Here is a 26,005-nt window from a genome sequence, read left to right on the forward strand (position 1 = left end):
GACAGCATGTCAGATCGATGCTTGGAGGCTCTGTCCATGCCGGTGACCACCGACGTCGAATCCGGGCCGTTCTCCGCGGCCCTGCGCGCCTCCACCCTGCCCGCCCACGAGCGGGCCAACCACTCCGAGTACATGAACGCGCTGCTCGGCGGCGAGCTCACGCGCGACGGGTACACGCGGCTGGCGATCCAGTACTACTTCATCTACCAGGCGATCGAGCAGGCCGCCGACAAGCTGGCGAAAGACCCGGTGGCGGGCAAGTTCGTCTTCGAGGAGCTCCGGCGGCTGCCCAGCCTCGAACGCGACCTCGAACACCTCGTCGGCCCGGACTGGCGCGAAACCGTCCGGCCGCTGCCCTCGACGGAGCGTTACGCGCGGCGCGTGGCCGAGGCGTCGGACTGGTCCGGCGGGTTCGTCGCCCACCACTACACGCGCTACCTCGGCGACATCGCCGGCGGTCAGGTCATCCGTCGGCTGCTGGAGCGCAAGTACGAGCTCACCGAGGCGGGCTCGCTGTTCTACCACTTCGACCAGCTGGGCAGCGCTCCGAAGTTCCGGGACAACTACCGCGAACAGCTGAACGCCGCGCCGTGGAGCGAGGACGAGCGCGCGCGGCTGATCGAGGAGGCCATCGTGGCCTTCGAGTGCAACATCGCGGTGTTCGACGAGCTGGCGAGCGAACTGGACGAGTACCGGGCCGCCTGACCTCGTGCGTCCGGTCGCGGGGTAGGGCCGGCCCCACCCCGCGATCGGCGGTCCGCCGGATCCCCTCACCCCGGGGAAATCCCTAACTTTCCAGGTATGTTCCGAATCGCGGCCACCGCCGCCCTGCTGACCTTCGCGACGGTCCTGACCGCTCCCGCCGCCCAAGCCGCGACACCCGCCGGCGTCTTCGACGAAATCCTCCCGCGAAGCCTTGCCGAGCACCACATTCCCGGTGCCGCCGTGGTGGTCGTCGAGGGCGGGAAGACCGTGTTCTCGAAGGGTTACGGCGTGTCCTCAGTGGACACTCAGGCCAAGGTGGACCCCGAGCGCACCGGGTTCCTGATCAACTCCGTCGGCAAGTCGATCGCCGCGACGGCCGCGATGCAGCTCGTCGAACAGGGCAAGCTCGCACTGGACGCCGACGTCAACACGTACCTGAAAGCGTTCAAGATCTCCGAAACCTTCCCCGGCCGCCCGGTCACCCTGTACTCCCTGCTCACCCACACCGCGGGCTTCGAAGACCGCGTGTACCGGATGTTCACGCCACGGGAAGAGAATCTGCCGACGCTCGCGGAGCACCTCGCGGCCGAGATGCCCACCCGCGTCCGCCCGCCCGGCGAGGTCGCCCTGTACTCGAACTACGGCTACGCGCTGGCCGGGCATCTCGTGGAGCTCGCGTCAGGACAGTCCTATTCGGACTACGTGCGGCAGCACATCTTCGAACCGTTGGGGATGAAGGACAGCAGCGTCGCCCAGCCCACGCCCGATGTCCCGCTGGCGACCGGCTACCGCTGGGACGGCTCCGCGCAGGTCGTCCCGCCCGCCAACTTCGGCCCCGAACCGCCCGCGGGCGACGGGAACGTCGCCACTCCCGCCGACATGGGCCGCTACCTGTCCGCGAACCTCGTCCCCGGCACGTTCAGCCGTCCCCTGCTCGACCAGCTGCACGGCGCGCGGTTCCGCAACGACCCGCGGCTGCCCGCGATGGGTTTCGGCTTCTCCGAGCGGTATCTGAACGGTCTGCGCCTGGTGGAGAAGACCGGTGACTCACCGGGGTTCTTCAGTGTGCTGGAACTCGTGCCGGAGAAGAACACCGGCGTGTACCTGGCGTTCAACGGCGGCGCGTTCTCCGGCGACGCCGCCGCGGTGACCGCCGAGGTGCTGAAAGCGTTCGTCGAACGGCTGCGGCCCGCCACGCCCGTCCCCGCTCCCGTGAAGCTCGCGGGTGACGTCTCAAGGTTCGAGGGCAGCTATAACAACACCCGGCTGGACTACGACAGCTTCACGAAGGTCCGCGCGCTCGCAGGCGGTGTCACGGTGACCTCGGACGGCGACGGCGTGCTGACGACTTCCGGCCTCGGCGAGGGGACCCGGCGCTGGACGCAGACCGCGCCGGGGCTGTTCACCGACGCCGCCGGTGAACGGATCGCGTTCCGCGAGTCCGGCGGGGAGGTCCTGCTCTTCGCGGGCGACGACCCGAACTCCTCCTACGAGCGGATGTCGTGGCTCGGCTCGTCGTCCACGCACCTGCTGATCCTCGGCGTCGCGCTGCTGCTCCTGCTGGGCGCGCTGGTGTGGTGGCCGATTCGCGCGCTCGTCCGGCGCGGCCGGGAGCGGAACCCGTCGGGAGCCCGGTTCGCGACCGTCGCCGCCTGGTCCGCGGCGCTGGCCGTCCTGCTGTTCACGACCGGTTTCGCCCTGCTCATGAGCGATCTGAGCGCCGCCGCCGTGGCGCTGACGTCCGGCCACTCGCCGTTGCTGAGCATCACCTTGCTCCTGCCGAACGCTGTGCTGCTCCTGACCGGCGCGGTCGTCGTCTGCGCGGTGCTCGCCTGGGTCCGCGGCTGGTGGACCACGCCCGCCAGGATCACCTACACGGTGGTTTCCGTGGCCTTGCTCGCCTTCCTCGGGGTCATCGCCTCTTATCACCTGGTGGGACTGCCCTATCTGGCTTGATGACCGCCGTCACATCGCCTTGACCTCCAGCTAACTGGAGCTAGCAGGGTGGGTTTCAGGCGGTGGCCCCACCGGGTACAGCCGCTACGAACGGGTCGTTCCACCTGGGGAGAAACGCGGCGCCCCCGGTCGCCGCAAACGGGTGAAGACGACTAAGTTCGTCCTTGGAAACTTGTGTCGAAGACAGAAGGAGGGCCGATGGCCCGCTACGTGCTCCCCGATCTCGACTATGACTACAGCGCCCTGGCGCCGCACATCTCGGGCGAGATCAACGAGCTGCACCACAGCAAGCACCACGCGACCTACGTCAAGGGCGCGAACGACACGCTCGACAAGATCGCCGAGGCCCGCGAGGCCGGCAACTTCGGTGACATCGTCGGCCTGCAGACCACGCTGGCGTTCCACCTCGCCGGGCACGCCAACCACGTCGTGTGGTGGAAGATCCTCTCCCCGGAAGGCGGCGACAAGCCGACCGGCGAGCTGGCCTCCGCGATCGACGAGGCGTTCGGCTCCTTCGACAAGTTCAAGGCGCAGTTCACCGCGGTCGCCACCACGATCCAGGGCAACGGCTGGGCCGCGCTCTCCTGGGACCCGATCGGCAAGACGCTGATCACCCAGCAGCTGCGCGACCACCACAACAACCTGGTCCTCCCGACCACGCCGATCCTGCTGGTCGACGTCTGGGAGCACGCGTTCTACCTGGACTACAAGAACGTGAAGCCGGACTACGTCAAGGCGCTCTGGAACATCTTCAACTGGGCCGAGATCTCCAAGCGGTTCGACAACGCCGTCGCCGGTGGCAACGGCCTGCTGCTCGGCTGACTTCTCGCCACGAAACGGGGCTCTCCTTCGGAGGAGGGCCCCGTTCTTCGTTTCTTGACCTCCAGCGAAGTCGAGGTGTCAAGGTGGTCGCATGGACGTCGCCGCATACCTCGACCGGCTCGGTCTCGACCGGCTCGGTCTCGACCGCCCCGCCACCGCGGACGTCGCCGCGTTGCGGACGCTGCAGGAGCGCCATCTCGCGGTGGTGCCGTTCGAGAATCTGAGCATCCACCTCGGCGAACCGATCGTCCTGGACACCGAAGCGCTGTTCGACAAGATCGTGCGGCGGCGCCGCGGCGGCTTCTGTTACGAGCTGAACGGGCTCTTCGCCGCCTTGCTGGGCGAGCTGGGCTTCGACGTCACCCTGCAGGCGGCGAAGGTCTTCCGGCCGGACGGCACCGTCGGGCCGCCGTTCGACCACGCCGTCGTCCGTGTCGAGCTGGAGGAGCCGTGGCTGGCGGACGTCGGCTTCGGCCGGTTCAGCCGGTTCCCGCTGCGGCTGTCCGCCACCGAGGCGCAGGCCGACCCGGACGGCGAGTTCCTGGTGCTCGACGCGCCATACGGCGACATCGACGTCCTCCAGGACGGTAAGCCCCAGTACCGGATCGAGCGGCGGCCGCGGGCGCTGGACGAGTTCGTCCCGACGGCGTTCTGGCAGGCGACCTCGCCGGATTCGCATTTCACGCGAGGGCCGACCTGCTCGCTGCCGGCCGAGCACGGCCGCGTCACCCTGGCGGGTGACAAGCTGATCGTCACCACCCACGGCGTCCGTACGGAGACCAGGCTTTCGGGTGACCAGGAGATCCTGGAGGCTTATCGGAAGGAGTTCGGGATCGAACTCGACCGGGTGCCTTGACCCGAGCGGCGCGGTCATCGACCATGAATCCTCCGGAATGAACGAAGCCCCACCTCCGGGGGTAACCCGGTTGCGGGGCTTCGTCCGTTCCCGAACTGACTGCCGCTCCCACCACGAAGCGGACGTGTATGAGGTTAGCCTAACCTCATCTACTCCGGCAAGGGGTTCCGTCGAGAGACGCCGATCTCACCCTTATGAGTGACATGAGTCTTCTTAGCGGCAAGGCCGTGGTGATCACCGGCGCCGGACAGGGCCTGGGCAGGGCTTTCGCGCACGATGCGGCTTCGCAGGGCGCGGCGGTCGTGGTGAACGACGTCGAAGTGGGGACCGCGGACGAGGTCGCGCGGGAGATCCGTGCGCTGGGCGGGCGGGCCGTCTCCCATGAGGGTTCGGTCGCCGACGCCGAGCAGGCCGCCGGGCTGATCGACCGGTGCGTCGCCGAATTCGGACGGCTCGACGGCCTGGTCAACAACGCCGGCGTCAACTACCGGGCCGAGCCGTGGGCGGCCGACCCGGCGCGGATGCGTGAAGTGGTCGAGGTCAACGTGCTCGGCCCGCTGTTCTGCGGGACCGCAGCGGCGAAGGTGCTACGTGCCCAGGGCGGTGGCGTGATCGTGAACGTCGGCTCCGGCTCGATGATCGGCCAGCGGCGCGCGGCCGCGTACTCGGCGTCGAAGGGCGCCATCGCCTCCATGACCGCCTCGTGGGCGGTGGACCTGGCCGAACACGGCATCCGGGTCAACGCCGTCGCGCCGGTGGCCTGGACGCGGATGGCCTGGAACGATCCGAGCGTCGTCCAGACCCCGGAGCACACCCCGGAACGGGTGGCGCCGCTGGTGACGTACCTGCTCAGCGATCTGTCGGCGGGGGTCACCGGGCAGATCCTCCGGTTCCGCGGCGACATCCTGTGCGTGCTGCGGCAGACCGCGATCAAGGACCCCGTGCTGGACCGGGACGGCTGGACCGTCGAAGACATCGCGGACGCGTTGGACGGCGAGCTGCGGGAGGCGCTGGAACCGCCTCCGTCGGCGAGGTGGTCGTGAGTGGCGTTTCGGGTTCTAAGCCCACCGCGTCCAGGCGTGACTCGCGTGACTGGAGGCCGCACTCGGCGAGTTCCGGCTTCAATCACGCGAGCGCGGCCGATCGGTACAGGTGGTCGTGAGTGGCGTTTCGGGTTCTAACCCATGCCACCCGGGATTCCGGAATGACTCGCGGGGATGACCCCGGCGCGTTGTGTCCACAACGGACATCTTGCGCGGACCGTGCGCCCGATTGACGTCATGATGTCCGGTTCCCGCGTGGGTCGTGAGTGCTAAAGAGGGTTAGAACGACCATCGCCACTCACGACCCTCGGGCAATACTACGCAAAGTGCCCAAATCAGACGTTTTGATGTCGACTAGTGTCCTTTTTGGACAGTCCTGGGGCTAGGCCTCGGTGGCAAGCCCTATGCACTTACTCGTCGAAAGTTCGTGAAGGAGTGCGGTACCACGTACTCAAGAGGCCGGAGAACGGCGCCGGTGGTAATGCCACGTCACCGCCGCGAGCAGCGGTCCCCAAAGCACCAACGGCGCGTAGAGGACGACGACCAGCCAGTACGCCCAGGGCTCGCCCGCCATTTCACCGATGAAGGTCGTGTACACGAAGAAGCCTCCGTAGACCGTCGTGGCCACTGCGCCGAGCGAGGAGACGACCACCACCTTGCGGGCGGTAACGGGTTTGCCGCCGACGAACGGAAGCCATCTCGGCCAGGTCTCGCCCCACGGCTGGATGAGGCCGAGCGCCAGGAAGGCGACGGCTTCCGAAAACACGGCGAGGAACACGAGATAGAGCGAGCCCCAGCCGGGAGTGTTCAAGCTGTCCAATTCGGACTGAGCCAGCCCGAACGGGATCCCGACCGCGAGCCCCAGCCGCCAAAGGCCGGACGGGACGTTCACCAGTGCGACGGTGTGCGCCGACCACTTCGCCCATCCGGGCACGCCTGGAACGCTGCGAAACGCTGTGCTGTCCATAGCTTGAAGCCTCGTCGGACGCGCTTCGCGGCGGTTCCCTCCGGTGGTGCTTCGGACTCCCCCACGAGAGGGGAACGCACCTGACTCGTGAGTGGTAAAGACGGTTCTAGCCGTCCTTACCACTCACGAGCCTTTGGGCGTTTCGCCGGACACCGGGCGCCCGACGGACTAGCTTCACCCCCGTGGCCACCCCGAACGACTACCGCGCCATCGCGCGCAAGACCGACCGTCCGATGTGGATCTGGGCGGGCTGCGCGCTGGTCAGTGCGCTGCTGCTGTTCGGCGTCGGCATCGTCGTCGCGATCACCGTGCTGAACCGGGACGACGAGCCCGAAGCCGAGCTCCCCGCGACTTGGCCGTCCAGGTCCGGACAGGCGCTCCGCCCGGTCACGATGCCGACGGGCGAGATGGTGGCCGCGCTGACGGACGAAACCGCCGCGCAGGTGCTGTGCCAGGCGATCCCGGAGCAGCGCTGGGAGGAGATCCTCGGCGGCCGCACACTTCGCGAGGCCGGCCGGTCCTGCCACGCGGTCACCGCGCAGCTCGACGTCAGCGCGCAGATGGCGCCGGCGCTGCCGGACGACACGAGCCGCGGGCTGCCCACGAGGACCACGGTCGCGGGCAAGCTCGCGGTCATCGCCACGAACGAGGACGGCACCAGCCTGAGCGTCGAACTCGTCGAAGTCGCGCCGCACAACGGCGCCTCGCCCGTGCTGCACGTCTCGATCCGCGGCAGGACCGTGAAGAGCCCGGAAACCGAGAAGAAGGCGAGGGCGCTCGCCGAAGCACTGATCGCCGGTGCGATGCCGCCGGGACCGAAGTTGCCGAAAATCGGCGAGGACGGCGAGATCCCGCTGGAGAAGACCGAACCCGGCCCGATCAAAGACAAGCCGCTGCCGGTGATCTCCTGGCTGCTGTGCGGAGAACTCGGCCGCGCGCTCGGCGTCCCGGCCGACACCGCGAAGCCGAACTTCTTCGCCTCGTGCGAGTTGAACGGCGTGACCGCGGACTACAGCGAGCTGTCCACCGCCGTCGCCCCGACCACGACCGTCGCCGGGCTGCCTGCCCAAGTCGACGGACGAGGCGTCGTCGTGCAGCTCACCGACGATCCGGCCGGGCAGACGCTCAGGTTCAAGGGCACCGGCGACCTCGTGGCACTCGCCGAGAAGGTGGTGCCGCCGCTGCTCGGCCGTTAGGCGCGGTAGTTCGACAAGAGGTCGCTGAGCAGCGTCTCGTACGCCGTCCGCTCGAAGCGGGCGCCGGTGAACCGGTACTCCTCCGGGTCGTCGAACGGCTCGTAGTCGGTCTGCCAGCCGAAGGCCCGCCACTCGACCACGTCGTCACCGAAGACGACCTCGACGCTGTAAGCACCGCAGCCGAGATCGCCGCACAGCGGACACACCAGCAGCGCGACCCGGCCGTCGTCGAAATCGCCCGGCAGGCGGCCCAGGAGACGGCGAAGCGTACCGACCGCCGCCTCCCGCCACAGCTCGTCGTCCAGGAACAACGGCGTCCGCTGCTCAGCGGGAACCATCGAGCGCAGCGCGACGCCGTCGATCGTCCAGTCGAGGAACCCGGTCCCCGACGGTTCGACGCCGAGCCGGTTCACACCCGCTCCCGCTTCAGCACGCGCAGTCCGTTCCCGAACCGCCGCACCGGCAGGCTCACCCCGCCACGGCGGATCAGCACGACGGCACACACCACCGCGGCGAGCGCCGAGATAGCGCCGCCGATGTAGAACGGCGAGCGTCCGCCGAAGGCGTCGGCCATCCAGCCCGTCATCGGGCCGCCGATGGGGTTGCCGCCGATCAGCACCAGCACGTACAGGCCCATCACCCGGCCGCGCATCTCCGGGCTGACCGCGGTCTGCACGAGCGCGTTCGCCGTGTTCAGGAAGGTGATCGTGGCGAAGCCGAGCGGGATCAGCGCGAGCCCGAAGGTCAGGTACGTCGGCATGAACGCGGTGATCACCTCGAACGCGCCGAGCAGGAACGCCGAGACCAGCAGCAGCCGCACGCGCGGACCGCCGCGGCTGTTGCGGCGGGCCGACATCAGCGCGCCGGTGAAGGTGCCGACGGCGACCAGCGTCGACAGCAGGCCGTAGCCGTCGGCGTTGGTGTGGAAGACGTTGGCGGCGACGATCGGCAGCGACGTGAAGTACGTGATGCCGAACGTGCTCACGAAGAACACCAGCACCATCACGGTCATCAGGTCACTGCGCCGCCGGACGTACCGCAGCCCCTCGACGAGCTGCCCCTTCTCGCGCGGGATGGCCGGGCCGCGAAAGAGCTTGTCCGGGTTCATCAGCACCAGCGCGGCGATGACGGCGCCCGTGCTCACCGCGTTCGCCATGAACAGCCAGCCGGTGCCGACCCAGGTGATCGCGAAACCCGCGATGGCCGGGCCGACGATCCGGGCCATGTTGAAGATCGACGAGTTGAGCGCGACGGCGTTGGTGACCTTGTCCCTGCCCACCATCTCGGCGACGAACGACTGCCGCGCGGGCACCTCCAGCGAGGCCGTCACGCCGAGGGTGAAACAGAGGAGGTACACGTGCCAGAGCGCCGCGATCCCGCTCAGGTCGAGGGCACCGAGGATCACCGCCTGCGTCAGCACGGCGATCTGGATACCGATCAGCAGCCGTCGTTTGTCGACGCGGTCGGCCAGCACACCCGCCCACAGCGAGAGGAACAGCGTCGGCGCGAACTGCAGCGCGACCGCGATGCCGAGCGCGATCGGGTCGTTGCCGCTGAGGGTGAACACCAGCCAGTCCTGCGCGATGCGCTGCATCCAGGTGCCGATGTTCGAGATGACCTGGCCGGTGAAGAAGAGCCGGTAGTTGCGGACCTTCAGCGAGGAGAACATGCTCCCGCGCGGCTTCTCGCGCGCGGGAGGTGGCGGTGGTGCGGGTTCCCGGGTAGCGGTGGTCTTGGAAGGACACTGTGTTTCGCTACCCGTGGTCGTCACCGCTGTTAGTTCCCCGCCATCCTGTCGATGATCTCGGAGGCGCGAGAGAGCACTTCGCGTTCTTCGGCGCTCAACTCCGCCAATTGCTTGTCCAGCCAGATCTCCCGCGCGGTGATCTGCTCGATCACGTAGGCCCGGCCGCGATCGGACAGTTCGACGATGGCCTGGCGGCCGTCCGTCGGATGCGGCCTGCGCTCGACGTAACCCATCTCCTCGAGCGCGGCGATCACCCTCGTCATCGAAGGTGGCTGGACACCTTCCTTCGCGGCGAGCTGGCCAGGGGTCAGCGCACCGCATTTGTGCAACGTCGACAACGCGGACACCTGGGTCAGCGAGATGCCGTCACCGGCACGCTGGGCCCGTAGCCGTCGATTGAGCCGCACCACCGCGAGACGCAGGCGGCTCGCCAGTGAGCGCTCGTGCGTGTCTCCGGACATATAGTTAGCATACCTCACGATCGGATCATCGGCCCGTGAGATCGCCCACGGATGACATAACCGCTGGTCAGTTGAACGCGGCCTGGATCGGCCCGACCGCGAAATAGGCCACGAACATCGCCGCGATACCCCACATCAGCGGGTGCACACCCTTGGCCTTGCCGGTGACCGCGCGGATGACGACGTAGCTGACGAAGCCGGCGCCGATGCCGTTGGCGATCGAGTAGGTGAACGGCATGACCACGATCGTCAGGAACGCGGGCAGCGCGACGGTGAAGTCGGAGAAGTCGATCTCCTTGACCTGACTCATCATCAGCGCGCCGACGACGACCAGCGCCGGAGCGGCGGCCTCGACCGGGACGACCTGATAGAGCGGGGTCAGGAACATGGCCGCGATGAACAGCACGCCGGTGACGACGTTCGCGAGCCCGGTCCTGGCGCCCTCGGCGATACCGGACGCGGATTCGACGAAGACTGTGTTCGAACTCGACGAAGCGAAGCCACCCGCCACCGCGGCGGTGCCGTCGACGAACAGCGCCTTGCCGACGTTCGGGAGCTTGCCGTCCGCCGGGAGCAGCCCGCCCTCCTTCGCCAGGCCGGTCATCGAGCCCATGGTGTCGAAGAAGTCCGCCAGCACCAGCGTGAACACCAGCAGCACGACGGTGATGATCGGCAGCCGCGTCCAGGCGCCGAAGGAGATCTCGCCGACCAGCGAGAGGTCCGGCAGGCCCAGGACCTGATCCGGCAGCGCCGGGTAGCCGAGGTTCCAGCCCAGCGGGTTCACGCCCTTGGAGGGGCCGACCTTGGTGATCGCCTCGACGACGATCGCCAGCACGGTCGACGCGAGCACACCGATCAGGATCGCGCCCTTGACCCGCTTCGCCACCAGGATGCCGGTGACCAGCAGACCGACGACGAACACCAGCGTCGGCCACGAGGCGATCGAACCGTTGATGCCCAGCCCGACCGGCACGGTCGTCTTCGCGTCGTCCGGCACGCGGCGGACGAAACCGGCGTCGACCAGGCCGATCAGGCAGATGAACAGGCCGATGCCGACCGCGATCGCGGATTTCAGCGGCGGCGGCACGGCGTTGAACACCGCCGTCCGGATGCCGGCGAAGACCAGCAGGACGATGACCAGGCCTTCGATCACCACCAGGCCCATCGCCTCCGGCCAGGTCATCTGGGAGGCGAAGGTGACCGCGATCAGGCTGTTGATGCCGAGGCCGGTGGCGATGGCGAACGGGTAGTTCGCGACCAGGCCCATGATGATCGTCAGCACGCCGGCGACCAGCGCGGTCACCGCGGCGACCTGCGGCACGGGGAGGATGTTGCCGAGGACGTCCTTGTGCGCGCCCGCGTCTTCGGCGGAGAAGCTGCCGAGGATCAGCGGGTTCAGCACCACGATGTAGGCCATCGTGAAGAAGGTGACGATCCCGCCGCGGATCTCCCGCCCCGGTGTCGAGCCGCGCTCGCTGATCTTGAAGAACCGGTCCAGTGTGGACCGGGTGCGCTGCTCCGCCATCGCGTACCACCCTTCGCCCGTTGCCGGGTACCCTTCCCCACGTGGGCGAATCGATCAATTCCGGGGAAGTAAACGGTTCATTGCGGCCAACGCCGGAGCTGCCGAAGCGGCTGACCGACCTGACGCCGGTCGTGATCGTAGGTACCTCGCTCTGGGCGGTCGCGACCGTGGTCCTGTTCTTTGTGACCGACGGCATCTGGGTGCAGACGGCGTTCTCCGGCGTCGTGCTCGGCTTCATCGGTCTCGCGATCATCGCCTGGCAGCGCGCCGCCGCCCGCCGGGGCTCGAAGAGCGCCCAAAGACTCTAAGGACCGCATTCAGAGGACGAAACGCGGTCAGTTCAGGAGGGCCGAGGGCGAGGGGTCGTCGAGCAGGGCCGTCAGGACGTGGCGATCGGCCCATCGGTCCGTGGCCCAGGCGAAGGCCCGGCCGAGGCCTTCGGGGGTATCCGCCGCGTGCAGCCTGCCGTCGGACCACCAGGCGACCTCGTGTTCCGCGTCCTCGAAGGTCACCGTCAGCGCCTCGTGCAGCAGCACGCCACCCTCGGGCAGTTCGACACCCAGCTGATCGGCCGCCAGCCGGAGCGCGGACAGCTCCGTCCACGGCACGTACTCGCCGTCTTCGGTGACCTTGGCGTCGAGACCGCTCGCCACCGGCAGGTCCAGCAGTTCCGCCAGCGCGGCGGCGCCGCTCGCCGAGACGACCATCCGCTCCGGCGGCAGCACGGCCGCGAACCACGGCACGTCGAGCACGACGGCGTCGCGAGCATCGACGGCCGAGCCGTCCGCGGCGCGGACCCGGTCCGGCGCGGGAACGTCCACTGTGTACTCGGCGAGGGCCGCGTGCGCGCGGGAAGCGAGCCCGGGGCTCACCTTGCGCTCGGGATCCCCGAGCCGATCCAAGAGATCCTCGACGTCTTCGGCATCCGCGCCCAGCTCCGTCCGGACACCGGCGGCGAGCAGGATCTCCTTGCTCAGCCCCGAATCCGGGACGACGTCGTAGAGCCCGGCCAGCGCCGACGCTTCCGGCATCCGCCAGTCGAGCGGGGCGTGCCCGTCCAGCAACGCGTACCGCGCGAGCCACCAGCCGGTGTGCCCGCCGGGTTCGGTGAGGGCCCGCCAGGTCTCGGGACGCGCCGCGAGCAGGCGCAGCGCCTCCGGCCAGGCGTCGTCTCCGACGAGGTCGAGGTCGCGCACGGCGAGCACCCGTGACGGCGGCCGTTCCCGGGAGTCCCACCACTCGTGTTCCTCGGGCAGCCCGTGTTCGGGTTCGAGGGGTTCGTCGTCGGTGACGATCGCGAACGAATCGAGCACACCGACCGCGACGAGCGTGGCCACCGGCCAGTCTTCGGCGAATTCCTCGTCCAGCACGGACAAAGCGCCGTCTTCTTCGAACACCTCGGGGTCGAAGATGTCGCCCAGCGGTGACGTCGGCAGGACGAGTTCGTCCGCGCGACGCCAGCCGTCCTCGCTCGGCAGAGCCAGCGCACCCGCCCAATCGGGGGCTTCGTCGCCGACCTCGGCGATCAGGCGGAGCACCGCGCCCGCGAGCGCCATACCGTCCAAACCGGACCGGACGTCTTCGACGCTGCGTTCGACGGCCGCGCTCAGCGCGTCGGCTTCCAGCAGGTCGCTCGCCTCGGCGTGCTTGGCACCCAAGCGTTCCAGCAACGGATGCGCGGCGGCCGGATGCACCAGCCGCAGGCCGATGATGTCCACATCGGACAGAAGTTCGAGCAGTTCCGCCGAGCCGCCGACGAGCAGCGCGTCGCGGACGCCGGGCAAGGTGCGGCCGTCGGACATCGGCACCGGCAGCGCGCCGAGATCGTCCTTGGTGAGGTCGTGTGCTTCGAGCGCCGGGAGCAGCACGTCGTAGAGCGAACGCCACCACGAGGGCTCGCGCTGGGCCCCGGTCAGCAGTTCGATGGCTTCGGCGGGCGAAAGCGACCGCGCGCCGACCGCGCGAAGGTCCACACCGGACAGTGAAATCAGTCCGGGTACGAGATCGGCCAGCAGCGGCGCCAATCCCGGCACGTCCACCGAAAGGACACGCGCCTGACGCCCCGGCAGATCGTCATCCTGCTGCGCGGGAAGCCAAGGCGAGTCGGTGAGATTCTCCAGGATGGCCTCGCGCAGCGTTCCGTCCACAGTGGAACGCGGGAAGCCGGCGCCGGGCACGAGCGCCAGACGTTCCTTGCCCGGCAAGGAACAGACGAGATCGACGTACTCCAGGGCGGCGTTCTTCAACGCGGCGGTCAGCTCCGGACCCGGCAGCGCGCGGCGCCGGGACGGCTCGATGGGAAGCGTCGCGATCAGCCTGGCGGGCAGGGAAAGCTCGTCGTCCGTGGGGGTCGGCGCGTGCAGGACATCGTCGCCGAGCGGCCGGGGCGAACCGGATCCGTCGAGCGGGACAGCCCAGACGACCTCGCCGCGATGCACCTGCCAGTGCTCGGAACCGTCCGGCGACGCGAGCTCGACGACGCCGTCACCGAGATCGGAGCGGCGCCAGACACCGCCTTCGACCTCGACGCTTTCCAGCCAGGGCAAGGTGAGCAGGAGATCACCGATGTCGTTCTTCAGATCCGCCAGCAGGGCCCGGACATCGACGCCTTCGCGCAGCGGAAGGCGGACTTCGGTGGCGAAACCCTCGGGCACGGGAGGCTCGTCGGCGGCGACCGGCCACGGCAGCCTCAGCACGGGAACGTCGCCGGTGCGATCGGCTTCGGCCCGCGTGCGTTCCGCGGAGAACGCGACCCCACCGGTCACCGAAACGATCCTCGGCTCGGCGGAAACCGTGAGCACGGCGGCGAATCCGACGCCGAACCGGCCGACGGTCTCCTCCCCCTTGCCGGAAGCGCGAAGGGAGGCAAGGGATTCGACGCCGCGTGCGTCCAGGGGCGCACCTGTGTTGGCGAACCTCAGCTCACCGTCCACAACGGACACCCGGAGCGTGCCGCGATCACCGGCGGCCAGGGCGGCGTCGGCGGCGTTCTGCGCCAGCTCGACGAACAGCCGGTCACGATAGCCGCCGACTCGCAGGTCGTTCTCGGTGTTCGTGTCCTCGGTGAACCGCGTCGGCGAATCGGCCCACGCCCGCAGGACGGCGGCGCGGAGCCGCTCGGTGCCGAACGGGTCAGTGCTCACTGGCGCTTTCGGCTTCGACCTGCGCTTCGTCGGCGGTTTCCGCGACCGGCTCGGCGGCCTCGGGTTCGACCTCCGGCTGGACCTCGGCGGTCTCGGGCGCCTCGGCCACCGGGGCCTCGGACTCGTCGACGACCGTGGCTTCGGCGGGCTCGGGTTCGGGAGCCTCGGCCGGCGTCTCCGGAGCGGGCTCGAAGTCCATCAGCGAGTCGTCGTAGACCAGTTCCGCCACCGGCACCGACGAGGTCACCTCGACCTCGATCTCGGAGTGCGCGCCGCAGCCGTACTCGACGTCGACGACGTGGCCGTCCGCCGGGGAGATGTCGTTGGTGCACGCGCCGAAGGCCGCGCTGAGCGACCCGGCGAGCGGCACGAAGAACCCGCAGCTCCCGCAGACGTCCGGCGCGCTGCGCGCCATGTCCGACCGCGGGCCGAACTCGCCACTGTGCCAGCGGGCGGCGGCGTCGAGCCTGCCGTGCCGGGACAGCACGTGGACCCGGCCGAGCCCGATCTCCTTGGCGACCGCCTCGACCGCGGGGTCGTCGGACTCCAGATACGCCGGGGCGAGCCGCGGGTCGTCCTTCTCCACCGGGAAGATGTCGCCGACGCCGAGGTCGCCCGCCTGCACCCGGCGGTCCCACGGCACCCACGCCGGGGCGACACGCGCGTCCGGACCGGGGATCAGCACGACCTCGCTGACCGTGATCGGCTCGTCCTCACCGGCGAGCGCGACCGTCACCGACCAGCGCCAGCCTCGATACCCCGTCACGGTCGCCTCGAACAGGTGGCTCGCGGAGACCGCGTCCTCCCGGTCCACGCCGACGTGCGCGCCGACCTGTTCGGCACCGGCGTCCTCCAGCACCGCCGCGCGGGCCAGATCGACCGCCTCGGCGAGTTTGCGCTGGATGGAGCCGTCGTCCAGGGTCAACAGCAGGGTCATGCCCCCATTCTGCCGCACGCGATATCGCGGTCCATGTCAGGCTGTCCGCGTGCGCACGCTGATGACCACCTCGCTCCTGCTGGCCGCCGTCCTCGGTGGCTGCGCCGCCGCGCCGGTGAGCGACGCCGCGCCGCCCGCGCCCGAGAAACTGAAGGTGCGGGTGCTCTCGACGTTGCCCCACGATCCGGGCGCCTTCACCCAGGGCCTCGAGTTCTCCGGCGAGACGCTGTACGAGGGCACCGGCCTGGTCGGGAAGTCGTCGATGCGGGCCGGGCCCGCGGGTGCGGCGCCGGCGGTCCGGCAGGAACTGCCCGGTCTGTTCGGCGAGGGCATCACCGTGCTCGGGGCGACGGCCTGGCAGATCACCTGGAAGGACGGCGTCGCGATCGAACGGGACGCCAAGACGCTGGCCGAGCTGAGGCGGGTGACCTACACCGGCGAGGGCTGGGGCCTTTGCCATCACGACGGGCGGCTGGTGATGAGCGACGGCTCGTCGAAGCTGACCTTCCGCGACCCAGTGTCCTTCGCGCCGACTGGCGGTGTCGATGTCGGCCGTGACCAGCTGAACGAGCTGGAATGCGTCGGCGACTCCGTGTACGCGAACGTCTGGCAGACCGACCGGATCCTGCGGATCGACGCCGCGACCGGGCGGGTCACCGGCGAAATCGACGCTTCCGGGTTGCTCGACCAGGCCGAGCGTGGTTCCGCGGACGTGCTCAACGGCATCGCGGCGGTGCCCGGGACCGACGAATTCCTGATCACGGGCAAGCTCTGGCCCAAGATGTTCCGCGTGAAATTCGTCCCGACCCCCTAGAAAGCAGTGGTGAACGCGCGAAGCGAGTCCCGCGTAAGGCAGGATTGAAGCGTGGGAATCTTCGGCTCGAACTCTGGACCCGACGGCACGCGTTCCGGCCGGTCGGGCAAGGAGCGTGGCCGCAAGAGCAAGCGGAAGTGGACGCCGGAGCCCGGCGCCGCCCAGGCACGCAGCTGGTCCGCACCGCCGCCGACCAGGGTCGATCAGCAGCCGGTGCCGCCCCCGCCGCCGCGCGCGGCCCGCCCCCACCCCCAGTACCAGCCGCATCCGGCCGGACCCACCGCCGACGAGGCGCGCACCGGCGCGATCCCGATGGGACACCACCAGCCACCGCCGCCCCCGCCGCCGAGGACGCCTCCTCGTGGCGCGCGGCCGTACCCGGATCCTTCGCACCGGCAGACCGAACCCGTCCGGCGTCGTCCGGGCGGGTTCTACGACGAGCACCCGCCGGGAAGCGGCGAGTACGAGCACTACGACACCGGCGGTTACGCGGGCGAGCCGCGTGAGGTGCCGGAGCCGCCGCACGAGCATCCGACGACCGCGGTCCCGCCACGCGCCGGCTCTCTGCCGAAGATGCCGAAGAAGATCACGGTCACCCGGGTCGCGGCGATGCGCAGCCGTCAGCTCACCGGGCAGGCCGTCGGCGCGTTCCAGCGCGCGACGAAGGCGGACGGCGCCGACAAGTCGGGCCTCACTTCGCTGACGTACGCGGTGATGCTGAACTACGCCAGCGACGCCGCGATGGCGATCGCACTGGCGAACACCTTGTTCTTCGCCGCCACCAGCGGGGAGAGCAAGGGCAAGGTCGCGCTCTACCTGCTCATCACCATCGCCCCGTTCGCGCTGGTCGCGCCGGTGATCGGCCCGGCGCTGGACAAGATCCAGCGCGGACGGCGGCTGGCGATGTGCGTGTCCTCGGCGGGGCAGGCGCTGATGGCGATCGTGATGGCGCTGCACTTCGACGACTGGCTCCTGTACCCGGCGGCGCTGGGCATGATGGTGCTCTCGAAGTCGTTCACCGTGCTCAAGGCCGCGGTGACCCCACGGGTGCTGCCGCCCGACATCACGCTCTCCAAGACCAACGCGCGGCTGACCGTGTTCGGCCTGGTCGCGGCCGGCGCGTTCGGCGCGCTCGCGAGCGGGGTCAACGCGATCTGGGGTTCGCAGGGCGCGTTGTGGTTCACCATGCTGATCTGCGTCGCCGCCGCGGTGCAGTCGATGCGCATCCCGTCCTGGGTCGAGAAGACCGAGGGCGAGGTGCCGGCGTCGCTGTCCGCGCATCCCGAGCGGCGGGTCAAGAAGCAGCGGCAGCCGATGGGGCGGCAGATCGTCGTCTCGTTGTGGGGCAACGGCACCGTCCGTGTGCTGACCGGATTCCTGATGATGTTCTCCGCGTTCGCGGTGAAGGCGCAGGCAGAAGGCAGCGGGCAGAGCCCGTTCGACCAGTTGCTGCTGCTCGGCATCATCGGCGCCGCGGCGGGCGTGGGTGGTTTCCTCGGCAACGCGCTGGGTTCGCGGCTGCACTTCGGCAAACCGGATCAGGTGATCCTGGCCTGTGTCGGAGCCTGTCTCGGCATCGCGATCATCGCCACCGTGGCGGCCGGACTGGCGACGGCGGCGATCGTGGCGCTCGTCGGCGCGACCGCGAGCGCGCTGGCGAAGATCAGCCTCGACGCCGTCATTCAGGAAGACCTGCCGGAGGAGTCGCGCGCCTCGGCGTTCGGGCGGTCGGAGACCGTGCTGCAGATGTCCTGGTGCTTCGGCGGCGCCGTCGGCCTGCTGCTGCCGCCGACGTACTGGATCGGCTTCCTGGTGCTGTCGATCCTGCTGGCCGTCGGGTTCACGCAGACGTTCATGGTCCGGCGCGGGACCTCGCTGATCCCGGGTCTCGGCGGCGACCGGCCGCTGCGCCCGGAGCCGACCAGCGAAACGCCGGTCCCCTCGCAGCCCGGTGACTCCCGGTGGCGGCCGGGCTCGTAATCTTCACCGTATGCGGCGACTTCGTATTTTGGCCCTGCTCGCGGCGGGTGGTTTCGTGGTGGCCGGTTGCGCGGCCCCCGGCCCCGAAGAGGTGACCTTCTTCGCCGACGGCAAGACGGTGAACGTCGGCCCGCTGGCGTCGTGCGACATCAAGACCGCCCAGTGCACCACCAGGCCCGACGCCGCGGGCAAACTGCGGATCCGGCCGGGGAAGCCGGTGCAGATCTCGGTGCCGAGCGCGATCGCGGAAACGCCGTGGAAGGTCACGGTGCAGTACGTGAACGGCCAGGGCGAGCCGCAGGAGCTCAAGCAGGACATCATCACGTCGCTGGACCGGTTCGCCTACACCGTGACGACGCCGCGGCCCGACGACCAGATCCTCGTCGTCGAGGTCGCGCAGGCTTCGGTGCTCAGCCGGACCGGACGGCCGGAGGACGCCGAGGCGGTCACGACGGCCATCTGGTCGTTGCAGGTCGAGCCGCCGGCCGCCTGAGGGAGCAAGGGACCTTTGCTACCACCGCGCGGCGTCCTGAGCTGATTGCGCGTGAAGGCCCCCTTCCCTCGACTGAGCCGAGGGAAGGGGGCCTTCACGCGCGATGAGGGTGGGGAGCGCCGATCAGGGATCGAGGTCCCGCGCGACCGCGCGCATGATCTCGGCGATCTGCTTGGTGTTCTTGCGGTCCGGGTAGCGGTTGCGCCGCAGATCCGGCTGCACCTTGAGTTCGAGCAGCTTGATCATGTCCTCGATGAGCCCGTGCAGCTCCTCGGCGGGGCGGCGGCGCGCCTCGGCGACCGAAGGCGGCGGATCCAGCAGCCGGACGGAGAGCGCTTGCGGGCCGCGGCGGCCGTCGGCGACACCGAACTCGAGGCGCTGCCCGGCCTTGAGCCCTTCGACGCCCTGCGGCAGCGCGGCTTTGCGGATGTAGACGTCGGCGCCCCCATCCTGGGTGACGAAACCGAAACCCTTCTCCGCGTCGTACCACTTGACCTTGCCGGTCGGCACTTCCCTCACCAATCCTTTGCTGTCCCGCTCACAACGAACGCGCCCGGGGGCGTACCCAGGGCGCGCGTCCCATAAGCGTATCTCGCCACAGGCCCTGTGGAGAAGCGGATACCGGCGGATACCCTCTCCTTCATGGAGACCGCAGTAAAGGAGGCCGCTGTGGCCGTCCCCGAAAAGCCCGGCAAACCGATCCTCATGCGCGTCGGCATCGGCCTGTTCGCGCTGGGCATGATCGCCGTCACAGCGGTTTTCGTCATGTTCGCCGCCGGGCTCGAGAACCTGCCGGCGTGGCTCTCCGCCGCGGCGGGCGTGATCACTCCGCTGGGGCTCGCCCTCGGCCTGATCGCCCTTATCCGCGAGGCTCGCCGAAAGAGCTGAGCCAGCCGGGGAACTCGGTCAGCGAGTCGAACACCACGTCGGCTCCTTCCGCGAGCAGCTCTTCCTTGGTGCACGGGCCCGTCGTGACGCCGATCGGGACCGCGCCCGCCGCCAGCGCGCCGCGGATGTCGCCGACGTGATCCCCGACGTAGACACGGGCGCCGTGCTCGGTGAGCGCGGCGGCCTTCTCCGTCGACCACAGTTCCCCGACCAGGACGTCGACCTCCAGGCCGAGCGCGTCCAGGTGGAGTTTCGCGTTGGGCGCGTATTTGCCGGTGACGACGACGGTGCGCCCGCCCGCCTCGCGGACCGCGTGCAGGGCTTCGGCCGCGCCGGGCATCGCGACCGTCACCGGCACGACCGTCTCCGGATACATCGCGCGGAACCGCGCCACCAGCTCCGGGATGCGCTCCTCCGGCGCGCCGAAACCCCGCAGGCTGGCGTCGAGGGGCGGGCCGAGGTTGGCCGCGAAGTATTCGCCGTCCAGCGGCAGGCCGGATTCCACGCCGAGCGCGTTCATCACCGCGACCATGCCCGGCCGCGGATCGATCAGTGTCATGTCGAGGTCGAACCCCACGGTGATGCCCACACGATCACGGTAGCCGCCGCCACCGACCGATTTACACCGGACGGACACCCGTCAACTTCTTTGACATGCGCGTGATCTGTGTCAAGCTGAAAGTGTGGGCGAGATCACGAGCTTCTCCGATCGGACCAAGGCCTCTCTGCGGGAGGCACTGCTCGACGCGGCCACCGAGCTGCTCACCGAACACGGCTACACGGCGCTGCGGATGGCGGACGTCGCCGCCCGCGCCGGCGTGAGCAGGCAGACCGTCTACAACGAGTTCGGCAACAAGGGCACGCTCGCCGAAGCCGTGGTCCTCCGGACGACTTCGGAGTTCCTGGAAGGCATCCGCGTGCGCGTCCAGGACGCGCTGGACCTGCGCGACGGGATCCGCGAGGCGGTCGTGTACACGATCGAGCACGCCCGTGAGAACCGGCTCGTCGCGACCACGCTGGGCACCGAAGCGGGCGAGGACCTGCTTCCCCTGCTCACCACCAAGGGCGAACCGATCCTGACCGCGGCCACCGAAGTCGCGGCCGGGCAGTACCGCGAGTTCGAGCCGTCGCTCTCCCCGGAATCCGCCACGTTGCTGGCGGAGACCGTCGTGCGGCTTTCCCTGTCCCATCTCGTCATGCCGACGCATTCGGCCGACGAGGCGGCGGCGGCGGTCGTCGCCGTGCTGGCACCCGCGATACGGGCGCTGACCACCGATTCGAAGGGGACATCATGACCGACACGCTCTCCGAACTGCGGACCGGTTTCTCCTCACTGCGCAAGGGCGGGCTGAACTGGGACTCGTTCCCGCTGCGGCTGTTCGTCAAGGGGAACAAGAAGTTCTGGAACCCGGCCGACATCGACTTCTCCCGTGAACGCGAAGGCTGGGAAAGCCTCAACCCGGAACAGCAGCGGTCGACGACCTATCTGGTGGCACAGTTCATCGCGGGCGAAGAGGCGGTCACCGAAGACATCCAGCCGTTCATGCGGGCGATGTCCGCGACCGGCCGCTTCGGCGACGAGATGTACCTGACGCAGTTCTGTTTCGAGGAGGCCAAGCACACCGAGGTGTTCCGTCGTTGGATGGACTCCGTCGGGCTGACCGAAGACCTGCACCCGTACGTCGCGGAGAATCCCCACTACCGCAAGCTTTTCTACGAAGAGCTGCCGCAGTCCCTGCGCGCGCTGGAAGACGATCCCAGTCCGCTCAACCAGATCCGCGCGAGCGTCACCTACAACCACGTCATCGAGGGCAGTCTCGCGCTGACCGGGTACTACTCGTGGCAGCTGATCTGCACACAGCACGACATCCTGCCGGGTATGCAGGAACTGGTGCGCCGTATCGGCGACGACGAACGCCGCCACATGGCGTGGGGCACCTTCACCTGCCGCCGTCACGTGGCCGCCGACGATTCGCTGTGGGACGCGGTGCAGCAGCGGATGGGCGAACTGCTCCCCCACGCGCTGGGCATGATCCAGTGGGTGCAGGACCAGTTCGAGGAGATCCCGTTCGACAACGATCCCGAGGAGATCATCCAGTACGCGGCGGACCGGGCGCAGCGGCGTATCGGCGCGATCGAGTCCGCGCGCGGGATGCCGGTGGAGCAGATCGACCTCGACTACTCACCGGAGAACCTCGAAGAGACCTTCGGCGAAGAAGACGCGAAGGCGATCGCTGCGGCTGCGGCCAACTCCGCGGCCTGATGGCGCGTGAAGGCCCCCTTCCCTCGGCTCAGTCGAGGGAAGGGGGCCTTCACGCGCATTAGCCGGCGGGCCAGTAAACGGCGTGAGTACGACCGTTTTCGTTGTCGGACAAGCCGACGACCGTCCCGTTCGCCGCGATGTGGGTGGCGACGCTGTAGGAACCGCCCGGCAACCCGCCGAGGACCGTCGGAGTGCCGTTCGCCGACCACTTCGTCGCGACGCTGTTCTCCAGGCCCACGACCGTGCCGAGCCGGTCGATGTCGTAACCCAGTCCGCGTCCGGTCGAAAGTGTCGTGCGAGCACCCGCGCGGTTCCACTTGACCGGGCTCGTCGTGCCGAACACCAGATAGCCGCCACCCGCCGCGACACCGGCGTTGTTCACCGCCCGCGCCCAGCCCGGATCCCGTTCCGGCCAGTCGAGCCAGGTCATCCGCCCGTCACGTTCCCACCGCACGGGTTTCGTGGTGCCGTTCACCTCCGCGCTTCCGACGATCACGCCGAAGTCGTTCATGTCCTCCGGGGTGCTGTTCGGATTCCCGGGGGAAGGGTCGGTGATGGCGCCGTCGAGGTTCCAGCGGACGGCGTGGTTGTTCCCCGCGGCGTCGGACGCCGTTCCGGCCACGGTCCTGCCGTCCGGGGTGATCCATTCCGCGTTCGCGTAGGCGCCGCCCGGCAAGCCGCCGAGATCCACCACCTTGCCGTCCGGGTTCCACCGGACCGCGTGCATCGTCCCGTCCGCCGCGCGCCCGGCGCCGACGATCACGCCGCCGTCGGTGATCGCGTTCGCGGTCGCGTAATCCCCGCCGGGCAGGTACGGCAACGCGGTCACCGTTCCGTCGGGCGCCCACTTGACCGCGGCCTGGTTCCAGTTCGCGTCCTTGTGGGCCCAGCCGACCGCGACCCCACCGCGGTTGACGTCCGTCGCCTTGCTCTGCTCGCCGCCGAGGCCGGGCAACGCGGAAATCCGGCCCAGCGCGTCCCATTTCGCCGCGTGGTACTTGATCTGGGTTTCCAGCGGTGTCGACGAACCGACCATGACGCCGTCGTCGTTGACCGCGTTGACCTCGCTGTACTGATCCCCCGGCAGCGTGCCCAGATCGATCGGCCCGGTGGCGGCGGCCGCCACGCCGGGCAGCATCAGCGGCAGCGCCGCCAGCGAGCCGGCCAGAGCGAGAACTCTTCTGCTTCGCTTGAGTGTCATGACTTTCTCCCCTTCGCGGCGGTTCGGGTCCGCCACGAAGGGAACACGCGACAACGGTGTGACAGGTTGCCTCGAAGTGTCAGGCGTGCTTGGTGGCCGCCGCCTTCTCCAGCCCGAGGATGCTGATCGACTCCGCCCGCATCTCGACCTTGCGCACCTTGCCGGTCACCGTCATCGGGAACTCCTCGACGACATGCACGTAGCGCGGGATCTTGTAGCGCGCCAGCTTGCCCTCGCAGAACTCCCGCACCGCTTCGGCCGTCAGCGGCTCCGCGCCCTCGCGCATGCGGACCCAGGCCATGAGTTCCTCGCCGTACTTCTCGTCCGGGACGCCGATCACCTGCGCATCGAGGATATCGGGATGCGTGTAGAGGAATTCCTCGATCTCGCGCGGGTACAGGTTTTCGCCGCCGCGGATGACCATGTCCTTGATGCGGCCGGTGATGTTGACGTATCCCTCGGCATCCATGATCGCGAGGTCGCCGGTGTGCATCCACCGCGCCGCGTCGATCGCCTCGGCCGTCTTGTCGGCCTGTTCCCAGTAACCCAGCATCACCGAGTAGCCGCGGGTGCAGAGTTCGCCCGGTTCGCCGCGCGGCACGGTCAGCCCGGTCTCCGGATCGACGACCTTGACCTCCAGATGCGGCCCGACCCGCCCGACCGTCGACACCCGCCGCTCGACCGAGTCGTCCGCGCGGGTCTGCGTCGAAACCGGCGACGTCTCGGTCATGCCGTAGCAGATCGACACCTCCGCCATGCCCATCCGATCGATGACCTGCTTCATCACCTCGACCGGGCACGGTGAGCCGGCCATGATCCCGGTCCGCAGCGAGGACAGGTCGTGGGAAGCGAAGTCCGGGTCGGCCAGTTCGGCGATGAACATCGTCGGAACCCCGTACAGGGACGTGCATTTCTCGGCCGCGACGGCTTCGAGAGTGGCCTTCGGCTCGAACACGGGCGCCGGGATGACCATGCAGGCGCCGTGGCTCGTCGCCGCGAGATTGCCCATCACCATGCCGAAGCAGTGGTAGAAGGGCACGGGGATGCAGATCTTGTCGGCTTCGGTGTAGTTGCAGAGTTCGCCGACGAAGTAGCCGTTGTTGAGGATGTTGTGGTGGCTGAGGGTGGCACCCTTGGGGAAGCCGGTGGTGCCGGACGTGTACTGGATGTTGATCGGGTCGTCCGCGGAGAGTTCGGCCTGCCGCTTCACCAGCGGCGCGCGGTCGGCCTTGCGGCCGATCTCCAGCATCGACGGCCACTCCGGGCTGTCGAGCAGCACGACGTGTTCCAGCGCCGGGCACTTCGGGCCCGCTTCGGCGATCATGCCCGCGTAATCCGAGGTCTTGAACGAATTCGCGGCCACGATGAGCTTGATCCCGGCCTGGTTCAGCACGTATTCGAGTTCGTGCGAGCGGTACGCCGGGTTGATGTTGACCAGGATCGCGCCGATCTTCGCGGTGGCGTACTGGACGCAGGTCCACTCCCAGCGGTTCGGCGACCAGATGCCGACGCGGTCGCCCTTGGCGATCCCGAGGTCGAGCAGGCCCAGCGCGAGCGCGTCCACTTCGGCCGCGAGTTCGGTGTACGTCCAGCGTTTCCCGGCAGCGCGGTCGACGAGCGCGTCCCGGTCGCCGAAGGCGGCGACGGTGCGATCGAAGTTGTCGCCGATGGTGTCCCCCAGCAGCGGGGTGTCCGAGATTCCCGATGCGTAGCTCGGTACTGCGGGGGCGTCGGGCATGGAGACTCCTGCGTTCGGCGGCATCGACGCGTCGAGTCTAGGAACGTGGCGTGACGGCGGCCACCTGCAAGTGGAGACCACCTCAGGGGAAACCCGGAGGCCCGCTCCGGCGGCGGCCGATATCGTCGAGGGCATGCGCCTCTACATCGTCGACGCCTTCACCTCCGAAGCCTTCGCCGGTAACTCCGCCGGCGTGGTGCTGCTGGACGCTCCGGGCGACGCGGGCTGGATGCAGTCCGTCGCCGCCGAGCTGAAGCACGCCGAGACGGCCTTCGTCGAGGTCGGTGGCGACGGGCCGAAGGCGCTTCGCTGGTTCACGCCGGAGACCGAAGTCGACCTGTGCGGGCACGCGACGCTGGCGACCACGCACGTCCTCGGCGGCGAGCAGACCTTCACGACGAAAAGCGGCGAGTTGCGTTGCCGCGCCGAGGACGGCTGGGTGTCGATGGACTTCCCGTCGGATCCGCCCCGCGAGTCGGACGACGATCTGTCGTCGATCCTGCCGGGGCTGGAGTTCGAGTACGTCGGGCGCAGCAAGCACAACCTGTTCGCGGTGGTGGACGACGCCGCGGTGGTGCGTTCGCTCGCCCCGGACCTGGCCGCGCTGCGCGCGCACTGGACCGGACGGCTCATGGTCACCGCACCGGGTGACGTGGACGGGATCGACTTCGTCACCCGGTTCTTCGCGCCGGGCGTCGGCATCGACGAAGACCCGGTCACCGGCTCCGCGCACTGCGTCCTCGCGCCGTACTGGGCCGCCCGGCTCGGCCGCGACAAGCTCGTCGGCGAGCAGGCCTCGGCCCGCGGCGGCATCGTCCGGGTGAAACTCGAAGGCGACCGCGTCCTGCTTTCGGGGCAGGCGGTCACCGTGGCCAGCGGGGAGTTGCACGTCTGATGCGCCTGATCCTCAACGTCATCTGGCTCGTGCTGTGCGGCCTGTGGATGGCGCTCGGCTACATCGTCGCCGGCATCATCTGCTGCATCCTGATCGTCACCATCCCGTTCGGACTGGCGTCGTTCCGGATCGCGGCGTACGCGCTCTGGCCGTTCGGCCGCACCGTGGTGGACCGGCGCGACTCCGGGGCCGCGTCGACGATCGGCAACGTCATCTGGTTCATCTTCGCCGGCCTTTGGCTCGCCATCGGCCACGTGCTGACCGGGGTGGCGCTGTGCATCACGATCATCGGGATCCCGCTGGGCGTGGCGAACTTCAAGATGATCCCGGTGTCGCTGATGCCGCTGGGCAAGGAGATCGTGGAACTCCCCTGAG

Annotated in this window: 26 protein-coding genes; 15 read left to right on the forward strand and 11 right to left on the reverse strand. The window is 69.0% G+C overall.

Annotated features, from left to right (window positions below):
- The first annotated feature begins 36 nt into the window (after positions 1–36).
- The 5 genes from AB8M46_RS07360 to AB8M46_RS07380 all read left to right on the forward strand — a co-directional run bounded on the left by AB8M46_RS07360 (position 37) and on the right by AB8M46_RS07380 (position 5,382).
- Complete coding sequence (locus tag AB8M46_RS07360) at positions 37–705, forward strand: heme oxygenase (biliverdin-producing) (protein ID WP_394359903.1); 669 nt, start codon at positions 37–39, stop codon at positions 703–705.
- Between the two features lie 96 nt (positions 706–801).
- A complete protein-coding gene (locus tag AB8M46_RS07365; protein ID WP_394359904.1) occupies positions 802–2,661 on the forward strand; it encodes a serine hydrolase domain-containing protein in 1,860 nt (619 codons plus the stop codon).
- A gap of 198 nt (positions 2,662–2,859) precedes the next feature.
- Positions 2,860–3,483 (forward strand): superoxide dismutase, encoded by a 624-nt coding sequence (locus AB8M46_RS07370; protein ID WP_016337537.1) that lies wholly within the window; start codon positions 2,860–2,862, stop codon positions 3,481–3,483.
- Positions 3,484–3,574: 91 nt separating this feature from the next.
- Entirely contained in the window at positions 3,575–4,339 is a 765-nt protein-coding gene (locus AB8M46_RS07375) for an arylamine N-acetyltransferase (RefSeq protein ID WP_394359905.1), read from the forward strand.
- Between the two features lie 203 nt (positions 4,340–4,542).
- Positions 4,543–5,382, forward strand: coding sequence for an SDR family NAD(P)-dependent oxidoreductase (locus AB8M46_RS07380; protein ID WP_394359906.1), 840 nt, complete (start codon positions 4,543–4,545; stop codon positions 5,380–5,382).
- 451 nt (positions 5,383–5,833) lie between these two features.
- Here AB8M46_RS07380 and AB8M46_RS07385 read toward each other — a convergent pair whose 3' ends face one another.
- The gene (locus AB8M46_RS07385) at positions 5,834–6,316 is read right to left on the reverse strand and encodes a hypothetical protein (RefSeq protein ID WP_394359907.1); all 483 of its coding nucleotides are present in this window, start codon (positions 6,314–6,316) and stop codon (positions 5,834–5,836) included.
- 215 nt (positions 6,317–6,531) lie between these two features.
- Between AB8M46_RS07385 and AB8M46_RS07390 the strand changes: the two genes are divergently transcribed.
- A complete protein-coding gene (locus tag AB8M46_RS07390; protein WP_394359908.1) occupies positions 6,532–7,545 on the forward strand; it encodes a hypothetical protein in 1,014 nt (337 codons plus the stop codon).
- Here AB8M46_RS07390 and AB8M46_RS07395 read toward each other — a convergent pair.
- From AB8M46_RS07395 to AB8M46_RS07410, 4 genes are all read right to left on the reverse strand, one after another.
- Complete coding sequence (locus AB8M46_RS07395) at positions 7,542–7,958, reverse strand: hypothetical protein (RefSeq protein WP_394359909.1); 417 nt, start codon at positions 7,956–7,958, stop codon at positions 7,542–7,544. The two genes, AB8M46_RS07390 and AB8M46_RS07395, sit on opposite strands and share 4 nt — an antisense overlap.
- Positions 7,955–9,214: an MFS transporter gene (locus AB8M46_RS07400; RefSeq protein ID WP_037335683.1), complete on the reverse strand. Its 1,260-nt coding sequence runs from the start codon at positions 9,212–9,214 to the stop codon at positions 7,955–7,957. Before AB8M46_RS07400 ends, AB8M46_RS07395 begins: the two co-directional genes overlap by 4 nt.
- 107 nt (positions 9,215–9,321) lie before the next feature.
- On the reverse strand, positions 9,322–9,753 hold the full coding sequence (locus AB8M46_RS07405) for a MarR family winged helix-turn-helix transcriptional regulator (protein ID WP_016337543.1): 432 nt from the start codon (positions 9,751–9,753) through the stop codon (positions 9,322–9,324).
- 67 nt (positions 9,754–9,820) lie between these two features.
- Complete coding sequence (locus AB8M46_RS07410) at positions 9,821–11,278, reverse strand: NCS2 family permease (RefSeq protein ID WP_037335679.1); 1,458 nt, start codon at positions 11,276–11,278, stop codon at positions 9,821–9,823.
- A gap of 80 nt (positions 11,279–11,358) precedes the next feature.
- Between AB8M46_RS07410 and AB8M46_RS07415 the strand changes: the two genes are divergently transcribed.
- Positions 11,359–11,586, forward strand: coding sequence for a DUF2530 domain-containing protein (locus tag AB8M46_RS07415; protein WP_037335676.1), 228 nt, complete (start codon positions 11,359–11,361; stop codon positions 11,584–11,586).
- 27 nt (positions 11,587–11,613) lie between these two features.
- On the opposite strand, the gene AB8M46_RS07420 is transcribed toward AB8M46_RS07415, so the two are convergent.
- Both AB8M46_RS07420 and AB8M46_RS07425 read right to left on the reverse strand, forming a co-directional pair.
- On the reverse strand, positions 11,614–14,421 hold the full coding sequence (locus tag AB8M46_RS07420; protein WP_394359910.1) for a sacsin N-terminal ATP-binding-like domain-containing protein: 2,808 nt from the start codon (positions 14,419–14,421) through the stop codon (positions 11,614–11,616).
- Positions 14,411–15,358: a DUF3027 domain-containing protein gene (locus AB8M46_RS07425; protein ID WP_378427427.1), complete on the reverse strand. Its 948-nt coding sequence runs from the start codon at positions 15,356–15,358 to the stop codon at positions 14,411–14,413. The genes AB8M46_RS07420 and AB8M46_RS07425 overlap by 11 nt, the downstream gene beginning before the upstream one ends.
- Positions 15,359–15,407: 49 nt before the next feature.
- Between AB8M46_RS07425 and AB8M46_RS07430 the strand changes: the two genes are divergently transcribed.
- Genes AB8M46_RS07430 through AB8M46_RS07440 form a run of 3 tightly spaced genes read left to right on the forward strand, consistent with a single transcriptional unit; the run spans position 15,408 to position 18,645 of the window.
- On the forward strand, positions 15,408–16,172 hold the full coding sequence (locus AB8M46_RS07430; protein ID WP_394359911.1) for a glutaminyl-peptide cyclotransferase: 765 nt from the start codon (positions 15,408–15,410) through the stop codon (positions 16,170–16,172).
- Between the two features lie 51 nt (positions 16,173–16,223).
- A complete protein-coding gene (locus AB8M46_RS07435; protein WP_394359912.1) occupies positions 16,224–18,152 on the forward strand; it encodes an MFS transporter in 1,929 nt (642 codons plus the stop codon).
- A 28-nt stretch (positions 18,153–18,180) separates the two neighbouring features.
- Complete coding sequence (locus tag AB8M46_RS07440; protein WP_052120336.1) at positions 18,181–18,645, forward strand: DUF2771 family protein; 465 nt, start codon at positions 18,181–18,183, stop codon at positions 18,643–18,645.
- Positions 18,646–18,768: 123 nt separating this feature from the next.
- Here the strand turns inward: AB8M46_RS07440 and AB8M46_RS07445 are convergent, their stop codons facing one another.
- Positions 18,769–19,155, reverse strand: a complete 387-nt coding sequence (locus tag AB8M46_RS07445; protein WP_016337551.1) for a cold-shock protein — start codon at positions 19,153–19,155, stop codon at positions 18,769–18,771.
- Positions 19,156–19,287: 132 nt separating this feature from the next.
- Here AB8M46_RS07445 and AB8M46_RS07450 point away from each other — a divergent pair, with 132 nt between their 5' ends.
- Entirely contained in the window at positions 19,288–19,533 is a 246-nt protein-coding gene (locus AB8M46_RS07450) for a hypothetical protein (RefSeq protein ID WP_394359913.1), read from the forward strand.
- On the opposite strand, the gene AB8M46_RS07455 is transcribed toward AB8M46_RS07450, so the two are convergent.
- Complete coding sequence (locus tag AB8M46_RS07455) at positions 19,505–20,122, reverse strand: HAD family hydrolase (RefSeq protein ID WP_125733339.1); 618 nt, start codon at positions 20,120–20,122, stop codon at positions 19,505–19,507. The two genes, AB8M46_RS07450 and AB8M46_RS07455, sit on opposite strands and share 29 nt — an antisense overlap.
- 94 nt (positions 20,123–20,216) lie before the next feature.
- Between AB8M46_RS07455 and AB8M46_RS07460 the strand changes: the two genes are divergently transcribed.
- Together AB8M46_RS07460 and AB8M46_RS07465 are read left to right on the forward strand one after the other, a co-directional pair.
- Positions 20,217–20,828: a TetR/AcrR family transcriptional regulator gene (locus tag AB8M46_RS07460; RefSeq protein ID WP_174491991.1), complete on the forward strand. Its 612-nt coding sequence runs from the start codon at positions 20,217–20,219 to the stop codon at positions 20,826–20,828.
- Positions 20,825–21,796 carry a R2-like ligand-binding oxidase gene (locus tag AB8M46_RS07465; protein WP_394359914.1) on the forward strand — a complete coding sequence of 324 codons (972 nt, stop codon included), beginning with the start codon at positions 20,825–20,827 and terminating at the stop codon, positions 21,794–21,796. The genes AB8M46_RS07460 and AB8M46_RS07465 overlap by 4 nt, the downstream gene beginning before the upstream one ends.
- 58 nt (positions 21,797–21,854) lie before the next feature.
- Here AB8M46_RS07465 and AB8M46_RS07470 read toward each other — a convergent pair whose 3' ends face one another.
- Complete coding sequence (locus tag AB8M46_RS07470; RefSeq protein ID WP_394359915.1) at positions 21,855–22,997, reverse strand: hypothetical protein; 1,143 nt, start codon at positions 22,995–22,997, stop codon at positions 21,855–21,857.
- 79 nt (positions 22,998–23,076) lie between these two features.
- Positions 23,077–24,735: an AMP-binding protein gene (locus tag AB8M46_RS07475; protein WP_394359916.1), complete on the reverse strand. Its 1,659-nt coding sequence runs from the start codon at positions 24,733–24,735 to the stop codon at positions 23,077–23,079.
- A 133-nt stretch (positions 24,736–24,868) separates the two neighbouring features.
- On the opposite strand from AB8M46_RS07475, the gene AB8M46_RS07480 reads away from it, so the two are divergent.
- Both AB8M46_RS07480 and AB8M46_RS07485 read left to right on the forward strand, forming a co-directional pair.
- On the forward strand, positions 24,869–25,630 hold the full coding sequence (locus AB8M46_RS07480) for a PhzF family phenazine biosynthesis protein (protein ID WP_394359917.1): 762 nt from the start codon (positions 24,869–24,871) through the stop codon (positions 25,628–25,630).
- Positions 25,630–26,004 carry a YccF domain-containing protein gene (locus tag AB8M46_RS07485; protein WP_016337560.1) on the forward strand — a complete coding sequence of 125 codons (375 nt, stop codon included), beginning with the start codon at positions 25,630–25,632 and terminating at the stop codon, positions 26,002–26,004. Before AB8M46_RS07480 ends, AB8M46_RS07485 begins: the two co-directional genes overlap by 1 nt.
- Position 26,005 lies beyond the last annotated feature (1 nt).

It is taken from the genome of Amycolatopsis sp. SB7-3 (genome assembly GCF_041021335.1).
Taxonomy (GTDB): Bacteria; Actinomycetota; Actinomycetes; order Mycobacteriales; family Pseudonocardiaceae; genus Amycolatopsis; species Amycolatopsis japonica.